Origin of the sequence: Pseudocitrobacter vendiensis (assembly GCF_943590815.1) — a bacterium.
Taxonomy (GTDB): domain Bacteria; phylum Pseudomonadota; class Gammaproteobacteria; order Enterobacterales; family Enterobacteriaceae; genus Pseudocitrobacter; species Pseudocitrobacter vendiensis.
This window is the reverse complement of sequence record NZ_CALSBS010000029.1, coordinates 41,260-50,912: the sequence shown is the minus strand read 5'-3', so window position 1 is coordinate 50,912 and position 9,653 is coordinate 41,260. Positions and strand designations below refer to the sequence as shown.

The window sequence follows — 9,653 nt, the reverse complement described above, 5'->3', positions numbered from 1 at the left end:
TACGGTATATATCTTCCATCAGCCGATCGTCATGCTACAGGCTAAATTTGGCCTTACGACTCCGGAAGAACGGGTTTTACGTATTAGAAATACACTGCGAAATTTCACCCAGGAGGACGTTCAGGAGCCGCTTAAACTTGTGCCAGTCATACGTTATAACCAACCCGGCAAACTCATTGTGATGAACGACAAGCCTGTGATGCTATTGGCCCAGGGCGATCTTGATGAGGGGGACGATCTCACGCTTGATCAGGCTGCGAATCGAGTCCTGGCGCGAATGGAGGCACAGAGAACGGCATTACGTGACCAGTATAATAGTCGATGGTTGGCGCTTTCTGCGGTGAAATCTACGGCTGGTTTGCTTGCCCTGGTCGCATTTTGGTATGGATCTTATCGGTCATGGCGCTGGGTAAAACGCCTGTATCGGCGTCGGATTCTGGAGAACAGAAGCTGGATCCCCCAGAGCTGGCGACGCTTCATTGGCGCTATCGAAACGCGACTTTATGCGCTATTGACCATTTTACTTGGCATCATGGCGCTCTATGTTTGGTTGAGCTGGGCATTCAGCCTGTTTCCCTGGACTCGCGTCTGGGGGGCCTCCCTGGGGGATTGGTCCGTGCGTGTCCTCCAGGAGATTGCGATCTCAATGGTTTCTGCCCTGCCAGGGTTAATGATCGTGCTGATTATTTTCCTTCTCACTGCATTTATTTTGAAATTGCTTAAAGCCGTACTTAACCAGGTGGCGGAAGGGCGTTTACAACTACCAGGTATTCATCCGGAAACGGTTGGTGCAACCCGTAAACTCATCTCTGTGGTGGTCTGGCTTTTTGCGCTCTCTGCGGCATATCCCTTCCTGCCAGGAGCCAATTCATTAGCGTTTAAAGGTATCAGCGTCTTTTTTGGTCTGATGCTGACCCTGGGTTCTGCCGGGGTGATGAACCACGCGATGAGCGGGCTTGTGCTGATTTATTCCCGCGCGTTACGAAAAGGGGATGTGATTCGCGTGGCCGATAACGAAGGGCTGGTGAGTGAAATTGGCATGCTGGCCACCAAAATAATTACCCGCGAAAATTACGTGGTCACGGTGCCGAATGCGGTAGTAGTGAGTGGCAAAATTACCAACCTGAGCGCACAGAATGATGGCGGCGGCATCAATCTTACGGTTAGCGTGACTATCGGTTATGACACGCCCTGGCGGCAGGTGCATGCCATGCTAGAGCTTGCCGCCAGGCGAGCACTGGGAATCGACCAGGATCAACCTCCGCTGGTACGTCAGCTTAGTTTGATGGACTGGTACATCGCCTATGAATTACAGGTACGCCTGATACCCGGTCAATCATTAGCAGCAGCACGCAACGAACTTCATAGCCATATTCAGGATGTGTTTAACGAGTTCAACGTGCAAATTATGTCGCCGAATTTTGTCATGCAACCTGAGGGTTCCGTCACTGTTGCAAAAGAGAATTGGTACTCGGCTCCAGCTGTTCCTCCTGATGGCAATAAAAAATGAAAAGGCATAATTGATTTCAGCCTTTCGACAAGGGAACAGCATTTCGTAATGTAAATTGATAGGTGATACATGAAAAAATTGATACTGGTTTGCTTTGGGCTTGTTATTTCACAGACCACCCAGGCGAGCGCACTCTACTTCTATGAAATTGGCACAGAAGATACAGCTCTTGCAGGTGCTGGACAGGCCGCACGCGCGCAGGATGCGTCTACCATTGTAACCAACCCCGCAGGGATGACCCGGTTGCCAGACCATATGTTTACGGGAGGAATCCAGGCTATGGATGGCGATGTGTCGTATTCACTGGACAATGAGTCAGGACGCAAGAGCCCCGGGGATATCATGGGCTTTTTCCCGAATGCCAGTGCGTTCTATGCGCAGAAACTCAATGATGATTTCTATGCAGGTATGGGGCTTTACGGCAACTACGGTCTGGGGATTGATTTTGGTAACTGGGCAGGGGACAGGTTGATCAAGAAAAGTACCATGGTTGCGATGACGCTCAGTCCTTCATTGGCTTACAAATTAAGCGACAGAGTGTCTGTCGGTGGTTCGGTAAATATAAACTACGGGTTCCTGTCATTAACACGTAATATTGATGATAACGATGAAAAGGAAAAGGATCACGACTGGGCAATGAGCTATCGCCTGGGCTTGCTTATGCAACTGACCGATCTGACTCGGGTGGGTATCGCATGGACAAGTAAGACCGAATACGATTTTGATATTGATGGTAAAGCTCGCTTCCCAAATTTACCTAACGTTGAGTATGAGCTTCCTGTCTCAGCGCAAGTACGCGCACCTCAGCAAATAATGTTAAGCCTGGTGCATGATATTAATAAACAATGGTCGGTCATGGGCGATCTTGGTTGGCAAGACTGGAGCCAGTTTGGCGCCCCACAGATTACGGTGACAGGCCAGGAACTGGATAAAAAGAGCCGACTGAAGGATTCCTGGCATACCGCTCTTGGAGTTCAGTATCGCCCTTCTGAACAATGGCGCCTCAACGCAGGTGTTGCATATGACAGCACCATATATAACTCTCAAAGTAATGTTGCACTCACATTACCAACTGGCGATGAATGGCGTTTTGCCACAGGAGCACAGTATCAGATTACGCCGCAGAGCAATATTGGCGTCGCCGTATCTTACTTGCATATGCAATCATCTCACGTTCAGTCACCGGCTCTCTACAGTGGCGGTTACAGCAACCCATATTTATGGTTTGCCAATTTAAATTATAGTTATCAATTCTAATGGAGCGACTGGATAAAAAGGTATGAACTTGTGTGGATGTTCTTTCATAGAGTTTTTCTGGAACAATATTTTTCATACCAGTTCCCCCCTTACTTACGTAAGCAAGCCTAAGGTAGGAATGTCAGCTTCTCGCTCAAAGCTGACTATCAGACTTGATTATGTATTGTCAGTGAAACCGTCAGATTAAGTCTGAGCTAATACAGTTCAGATCTGAGTTGATACACGTTATGGATGAAAGTTGATATTATCATAGGTCGCCGTTGCTCAAGATAGTCACTGCGGTTGTAAGCTCGAGGTACCTCATTTTTGTCAACAGGAGCCAATGCTGCTTCAATAACATCAGGCGGAAATCCTTCCTCATTGAGTGCCGTACTAGCGATAGAACGTAAACCGTGTGATACGAGTACGCCTCCTAAGCCGACACGTTTGAGCGCTGCATTCACTGTTTGACTATTCATCGGCTGGGTTGGTTTGATGCGACTGGGAAAGATAAGCTTCCGGCCACCACTGAGTGACTTCATCAATTCCAGAATAGTGAGAGCTCCATCAGATAATGGAACTGTATGGTCCCGATTCATCTTCATTCGAGCTGCTGGAGTTTTCCACTCGCTAGCATCAAAATCGATCTCATCCCATCGAGCTTCAGCAGCTTCGGCAGGGCGGGTGATGGTGAGAAGCTGCCACATGAACAGGCATCGTGTGGACAGGCTGCTACTTGCCGTGCGCATAGTCTGCATTAGTTGTGGTAGTTGATCCGGGCGGATACCAGGCATGTTTTTCTTCTGCGGTTTCTCGAACGCTTTTCCGATATTTACACTGGGAACTGCATCAATCAAGCCTGTGTTCTGCGCATAAATCATGACTTCGTTAATACGCTGACAAAGGCGGCGAACAGTCTCTAATGCACCTCTTGCCTGAACCGGCTGAATTGCTTTAACCAGAGTATGAGCCTTAATCTCAGTGACACTGATATCACCGATTGCCGGGAAAACATCTCTCTCAAGCGAGCGCCAGATATCGTCGGCATAGTCCTCTGTTACGCTGGCTTTCTTCACATTCCACCAACGTTCGGCGACTAACAAGAAAGTGTTGGTTTTGGCCTCTTGTGAATTTCTGATCTGTTCTTTCTGATGCTCCTGCGGATCAATGTTTTTCGCCAATAAAACTTTATATTCGGCTCTGAGTTTACGTGCATCAGAAAGCGAGACGGCAGTGTAGGCTCCGAAGCTCTGTTTGGTTCTCTGCTTGGTTAGAGGCCGATAGTAACGGAATTGCCTGAGCTTACTGCCGCTGGACTTGATTAGCAGAGTAAGCCCATCACCATCATACAGCTAGTAATCGGCATCTTTAGGTTTGGCGGCTTTGATTTCCGTATCGGTTAACGGCTTGGTTTTTCTTGCCATGGGGAGTCTCCCTGCGTTTAGGCCCAACGAAAACAATAGAGCTTTTCGTTGGGCCTATCAATGGGCCTAAAAGGTTCGGATTTAATTAGTTTTCTTCGGACTTCGCGGGACAAATTGAAGGCGCAAAAAAGCCCGCAGGGCTTGCGCCGTGCGGGCTCTTAGGACTTCATCGGATGACTCTGGTAATCACCGATGGAGAATTTTGGTGGAGCTGGCGGGAGTTGAACCCGCGTCCGAAATTCCTACATCCTCGGCACTACATGCTTAGTCAGTCTTTACATTCGCACGCCAGCTGCGGACAGACACGCCACTAACGAACTAGCCTGATTAGTTTTAACGCTTCAACCCCAGGCAGGGCTTCCACGCGATCTCTTTTGGGTTTGACCTCTCTTTGATCCCCGTCTTAAGAGCGGAAGCTAGGGAGAGAGGGCTCAGAGCAGGTTATTAAGCTGCTAAAGCGTAGTTTTCGTCGTTTGCGACTATTTTTTTGCGGCTTTTTACGAGGCAAACCGCCCCTCGGCATGCACCTTGGGTTTCGCAAATCCCGTCGAATCCAGAATCAGCCCCAATAGTGTTGCAGCAAGTATAACAGAGTTGCTATGCGCTCTGCCACCCCCCTGCATAAATACTCTCTGCCTGCATCTCAAACAAAAATCCATTGCCAACAGGCAGATAGTCGTTCATTTATCGCTCACGCAGCGCCTCTTTCGCCCGGTTAAACGGTTTGATCAGGTAGTCGAGGATGGTTTTTTCACCGGTTTTGATATCCACGGTGGCGATCATCCCCGGCACGATGGAGAAATGGTGTCCGACTTTGTTCACCAGATAATCCTGGTGGGTGCGGATGAATACGCGGTAGTAGAAAACTTCCGGCTTGGCTTTGTCCTGGATGGTGTCCGGGGAGATGGTCTCCACTTCGCCCTCCAGCCCGCCGTAGATGGCATAATCATAGGCGGTGATTTTCACCAGCGCGCGCTGGCCGGGGTGGATAAAGGCGATGTCGCGCGGCGAGAGACGCGCTTCAATCAGCAGGCGGTCGTCGACCGGGACAATTTCCATCAGGTCACCGTTAGGCGGGATGACGCCGTTCAGGGTCGTGACCTGGATATTTTTCACGATGCCGCGCACCGGCGAGCGGATGGTCAGACGGGTGACGGAGTCTTCGCGGCCTTTGATGATGGCCAGCAGCATATCGACTTCGGCGTTCGCTTTGGAGAGCGCTTCTCGGGCCTGCACGTAATACTGCGAGCGCAAATCGGTGAGTTTCAGGCTGAGGTCGCTGCGCTGGCGCTGTAGTCGCAGCACTTCCACGTGGCTTGCCGCGCCGCTTTTTTCCAGCCGCTGGGTGATGGCCAGCTCTTTGTTAACCGAGACCATCGCGTCTTTAATCTCTGCTTCCGAGTCCGCCAGCTGCGCGCGGCGCGAGCGGTAGAGCCGGGTTTCACTGGCGAGCAGATCGGGCCAGGCTTTCAGTGAGTCGGGGAAGACGAGAGGCTGGTCGTTCACCTCGGCGTAAAGGCGAACGCTGGAGGCCAGCGATGCGCGATAGCGTGCGGCGCTTTCGCCCACGTTGGACTCTGAACGCGTTGGGTCCATGCGGGCGACGATTTGCCCGGCCTGCACTTTGTCGCCTTCACGCACGGAAAGTTCCGCCAGAATGCCGCCGTCGAGCGACTGTAAAACCTGCTCGCGCGAGCTGGGCACCACTTTCCCAGTACCGGTCGAGACTTCATCGAGCGTGCCAAACCATGCCCAGATGCCGAGCAGCACGAATAACACGGTGCTGATAATAATGATGCGGCTGGCCCCGGAGAATTCCCGTTCGCGGCTGATGTCCGGGTCATCCATCACCACATCATGCTGATTGGTTTTCATTTTTCCACTCCCGTCCGGTTGCCGGTGTGCCAATACGGTTGCCGCCCAGCGCCTGCGTTTTGGGCGCATCCATCACCACTTGCCCATCTTTCAGCACCACCACACGCTCCACCAGTTCCAGCACCGGTACGCGGTGAGTGGCGACAATCAGCGTGCGGTTGCCGAGCCACTGATTCAGCCGTTGAATGAACTCGCGTTCGGTGTGGTCGTCGAGGGAGGCGGTGGGTTCGTCGAGCAGGACGATATTGGGCGAGCGCAGCAGCATCCGCGCCAGCAGAATCGACTGCCGCTGGCCGCCGGACAGGCCCGCGCCGCCTTCCATAATCGGGTGGTCGAGACCTTTCGCCAGTTGGCGTACAAAGCCCGCTGCGCCGCATACTTCCAGAGTGGCAAAGATGTCGTCATCGCTGGCGCGCGGCGCGCCAAGCATCAGGTTCTCGCGCAGGGTGCCGAAGAACAGGCGCGCGTTCTGGCTGAGCATGCCGACGTTGCGGCGTAAATCGGCCATATCAATCTGCGCAATACTCAGGGAGTCGAGCCGCGCTTCGCCGCTAATCAGTTCCACGCCGCCCGCCATTGCCTGAAGCAGGGTTGATTTCCCCGCGCCGTTACGCCCGAGCAGGGCGATGCGTTCGCCCTGTTGAATCTCAAGGCGGCCGATTTTAAGCGGCACGTTCTGGTCGTCGTTGTGATAACGAAACTGTGCGTTTTCAAAAAGATAGTGGCCGTGGAAAATATCGCGATGCACCACGCTGTCGTCGCGCTGGGTCTCCGTGGGGAGCTGCATAATGCTGTCGAGGCCCGATTTGGCGGCTTTCACTTGCTGCCAGCGCGCCAGCACGCCGCACAGGTTTGCCATTGGGGCGATCATCCGTGAAGCCAGCATCGACGCGGCAACCACCGCACCGGTGGTCATTTCGCCCTCGATAACCATCGGCGCGCCGAACAGGATCACCGCGCTGTAAACCAGACTTTGTACGGTGATCCCCCAACTGATCAGCCCCTGGGAGATCTGGCGGGTGCGCAGGCCGGATTCGGCGGTAATGCGAATATAGCTGTTCCACTGTTGCAGGAAGCGGTTCTCGGCCTGCATCAGTTTGATATCTTCCAGCCCCTGAACGCTCTCGACCAGCACCGCGTTGCGCAGCGTTGATTCATGCGCGGCCTGGTTGGCGAGCACCGCCAGCTTTTTCTGCAACAGAATACCGGGCAGCACCATCATCACGGCGGCGACGGGTGCGATCCACGCCAGTTGCGGCGAGATGATCGCCAGTACGATCACGAACAGGAAAAAGAAGGGGAGATCGACGATCGTCGAGATCGTCGACGAGGTGATCATCTCGCGGATCTGCTCCAGTTCGCGCAACTGCGAAATAAAGCTGCCGGTCGATCGCGGGATAGCGCTATTACGCAGGCGCAGCGCGTGGCTGAACACCCGGTCAGAGACGCGCATGTCGGCGCGTTTACCGAGCACGTCCATGATGTGTCCGCGCGCCACGCGCAGCAGGAAGCCAAAAATCACCGACAGCAGCACGCCGAATGCCAGCACATAAAGTGTTGGGTAAGACTGTGCGGGGATCACCCGGTCATAGACCTGCATCGAGAACACAATGCCGCCGAGCGACAGCACGTTTACCAGAAAGGCGGCGAACATCACCGGGCCGTAGGGGCGGATGTCCTGTAAGACCAGCGATTTCAGCCAGTCGGGGCTGAAGCGGGAAATATAGTTATCGACCCGACTATCACGCATCGCGGATAGCGGACGCAGGGCGGCAAGGTAATCAATTTTCCCAAGCAACTCTTCCATCGACAGGCGGTTGATGTGCGAGGTGTCATCGACAAACCGCACCTCGACGGTGCTGTCGCCATCGAAGCGTTCGACGATCACCAGCTCGCCGTTATTCAGCGCAGCGACAACCGGAAGACGCCAGCTGTTGAGAGTTTGCGTGTTGGCTTCCAGCAGGCGAAATGACAACCCACCCTGACGAGAGAGTTGGGTCAGCGCGGGAAGCAGGCTTTTGTCATGAAACCACGGGGCATTAGCCTGAATAGTGCCCGGCGAGCAGGCGATGCGGTAGTGGTTGGCGATATGGCTTATCGCCAGTGCCCAGCGTTGCAGCGTCTGTTCGGTTAAAAAGGTGTCGGCGGTATCGGCGTTGTTCATGGCTGGATCTCCACTGACTGAATGCTGCGATTTTCCAGGCGGAACGCGTTGCGCAGGCGTCCGGTGTTGTAGAGGCAGTTCAGCTCAAGCTGATGAAGCTGATTCAGGGTTTGCAGCTCGGAAAAGCGCGCCTGATACACTTCCTGCTCGGCGTTCAGTACGTCCAGCAGTGGGCGTGAGCCCAGCTCCAGATACTGTTGTTGGTAGAGTTCGCGGGTGCGTGCGCTGTATTCCTGCTGACGGCGCTGTACTTGCAGCGAGCTCATCAGGCTCATCACCTGACTTTGAGACTCCAGCAATTTTTGCCGCACTTCCAGACGCACGCGCTGGATGGTCGATTGCGCCGCGCTCAGCGCATAGTTGGCAGCATTGCGTCGGGCGGTCATTGCGCCGCCCTGGTAGATAGGCATTTCCACCTTTACCCACGCCGAATACTGCGTGCGGTCCAGCACTTCATGGCTGGGGTATTTGTCGTTCAGATAGTGTTGAACCTGCGGTTCCAGTGAGATGGTTGGCGTCATTTGCGCATTGGCGTAATCGACATTGGCCTGCGCGACGTTCGACTGCGCCCACGCCGCCAGCACCGACGGTACCAGGCGGTCGTCCGGTTGCGCGATATTGCAGCTTTGCGCCAGTTTCTCGGGGAAGTCGTTGCTGATGCCGTTGAGGGTATTCCAGCCAAGCCAGCTCATCAGCGTGGCCTCGGCGCTGTCACGGGTCGCTTGATATTGAATCAGCTGTGAACGTGCGGATTCAATACGCGCATCCGTTTGCACCGCGTCAGACTGCGACGCCGCACCTTCATCGCTTCGCTGGCGAATCAGCCCGCCGATGTGGTTGAGCGCGGTGAGCTGCTCTTCGGCGACATCCACCATTTGTTGCCAGGTTTGCACCTGCACCATGGCGACGGCGGTGCTGTAGCCCACGTTATCAATACTGACCAGTACGTTCGCCTGCTCCTGCGCGACGCCCGCGCTTTCGGCGCGCACCTGGCTTGCTACTTTGCCGAAGTCATAGAGCATCTGGGAGAGCGATACCACCAGCGACGGGCTGAAACCGTGGTCGACATAGTTATTGGCGTAGCCGTTGTTCATGCCTGCGCTTATCTGCGGATAGTATTTTGATTTAGCGACATCGACCTGCTCATTCTGCGCGAGCAGTTTGCCCACGGCTTCCTGAATAGAAGGATGCCAGCTTACCGCGCGATCGACGGCGTTATTCAACGTTAGAGTACCCGGCGCGGCAGGGTCGAGCGGCAGATCCACTTTGCCGGATAACGACGGTAGCTCCTGTTGTTCGTGCAAGGTTTGCGAAGAGATAAACCGTGGCGTCTCTTCGGCATAAAGGGAGGCTGAACAGAGGCAGCTCGCCAGCCCCCATGCGATAGGTGTTAACTTTCCCATTGTCGATCCCTTTTAAAATAGCGCAGGTGTATTTGTTATTA

Annotated in this window: 5 protein-coding genes, 1 other RNA gene and 1 pseudogene; 2 read left to right on the top strand and 5 right to left on the bottom strand. The window is 53.9% G+C overall.

Features of this window, described 5'->3' with window-relative positions:
* Together NMC31_RS21760 and NMC31_RS21755 are read left to right on the top strand one after the other, a co-directional pair.
* The coding region (locus tag NMC31_RS21760) for a mechanosensitive ion channel family protein (protein WP_253899059.1) at positions 1-1,510 on the top strand (1,510 nt) is incomplete at its 5' end.
* Positions 1,511-1,579: 69 nt separating this feature from the next.
* Positions 1,580-2,767, top strand: coding sequence for an OmpP1/FadL family transporter (locus tag NMC31_RS21755; protein WP_253899058.1), 1,188 nt, complete (start codon positions 1,580-1,582; stop codon positions 2,765-2,767).
* 194 nt (positions 2,768-2,961) lie between these two features.
* Here NMC31_RS21755 and NMC31_RS21750 read toward each other — a convergent pair.
* The 5 genes and pseudogenes from NMC31_RS21750 to NMC31_RS21730 all read right to left on the bottom strand — a co-directional run bounded on the left by NMC31_RS21750 (position 2,962) and on the right by NMC31_RS21730 (position 9,612).
* A pseudogene (locus tag NMC31_RS21750) lies at positions 2,962-4,170 on the bottom strand (integrase domain-containing protein).
* 203 nt (positions 4,171-4,373) lie between these two features.
* Positions 4,374-4,737, bottom strand: a transfer-messenger RNA (tmRNA) gene (gene ssrA / locus NMC31_RS21745).
* Between the two features lie 117 nt (positions 4,738-4,854).
* A complete protein-coding gene (locus NMC31_RS21740) occupies positions 4,855-6,018 on the bottom strand; it encodes an HlyD family type I secretion periplasmic adaptor subunit (RefSeq protein WP_149461742.1) in 1,164 nt (387 codons plus the stop codon).
* A gap of 7 nt (positions 6,019-6,025) precedes the next feature.
* A complete protein-coding gene (locus tag NMC31_RS21735; RefSeq protein ID WP_253899057.1) occupies positions 6,026-8,209 on the bottom strand; it encodes a type I secretion system permease/ATPase in 2,184 nt (727 codons plus the stop codon).
* On the bottom strand, positions 8,206-9,612 hold the full coding sequence (locus tag NMC31_RS21730; RefSeq protein ID WP_253899056.1) for a TolC family outer membrane protein: 1,407 nt from the start codon (positions 9,610-9,612) through the stop codon (positions 8,206-8,208). Before NMC31_RS21730 ends, NMC31_RS21735 begins: the two co-directional genes overlap by 4 nt.
* Positions 9,613-9,653 lie beyond the last annotated feature (41 nt).